Consider the following 1,077-nt stretch of genomic DNA (forward strand, 5'->3'; position numbering starts at 1 on the left):
GGGACTGCCCCGGGTTTGGTTGACTCTCGGGGTTGATGGTTTTCATGCGGCTCGAAGGCCGGTTTGTATTGTCTCAAACTCGATCGGTGTGAGCCGGCCGAGGGCCCGCTGGCGGCGCCTGCGGTGGTAGGTTTTCCCGGTCCAGGTCACGATGGCCAGGCGCAGTTCCTGCCGGGTGGCCCGTCGCTGCCGGTCCAGGACGTTCTTCTGGAGCAGGGCGAAGAAGGACTCCATGGCGGCGTTGTCACCGCAGGCGCCGGTCCGGTCCATCGATCCGGTCAGTCCGCTGCTTTTGAGTATCCGGACGAACACCGCGGAGCGGAACCGGGAGCCGCGGTCCGAATGCACCACGGTCCCGTCAGGTGAACGCAGGGCGACGGCGTTGCGCAGCGCGGAGACGGCCAGGGAGGCCTTCATCCGGGAGTCGATGGAGTAGCCGACGATCCGGTTCGAATGGACATCCTTGATCGCGCACGGGTACAGCCTTCCTTCGTCGGTGCGGGGAAACGGTGATGTCCGTCAGCCACAGTTCGTTCGGTGACGAGGCCGTGAAGTTCCGGCCGACCAGGTCATCGTGGACCGGCGGGCCGGCCTTGCGGTTCAGGCCGCGCTTCTTCGCAAAGACGGACCAGATCCGCTGGGCACTGCACAGCCGCTGCACCCGGTTCTCCCCGGCGCTGATGCCCAGGTCGGTGAGTTCGTCGGCAATGAACCGGTACCCGAACGCCGGGTCGTCGGTGTGGACGTCCAGGGCCGCGTTGATCAGGTGCGCATCGGCCCGGTCCCGGTCGGAGACGGGGCTGGCCCTCCACTGGTAGAAGGCCTGCCTGGAGAAGCCCAGCACCCGGCAGGTCACCGCCACGGGGATGCCGTCGCCGTCTTGGTCAGGGACCAGCGGGAAGCTCATTTTGGGGGCAGTTCCCGGGCGAAGAATGCCGCGGCCCGGCGCAGGATCTCATTCTCCTGTTCCGGCAGCCGGATCCGCTTCCTCGCCTCGCGCAGTTTGGCCGCTTCCTTCTCCGTCGTCCCCGGCACGACGCCGTCCTCGATGTCGGCCTTCCTCGCCAGGTATGCAGG

1 pseudogene is annotated in these 1,077 nt (G+C 67.0%); it reads right to left on the reverse strand.

The window, feature by feature from the left end:
• Positions 1-42 precede the first annotated feature (42 nt).
• Positions 43-1,077 (reverse strand): annotated as a pseudogene (locus ACFQ36_RS22895) (IS3 family transposase); the annotation flags it as partial.

Source organism: Arthrobacter sp. GCM10027362 (assembly GCF_042679445.1).
Taxonomy (GTDB): Bacteria; Actinomycetota; Actinomycetes; order Actinomycetales; family Micrococcaceae; genus Crystallibacter.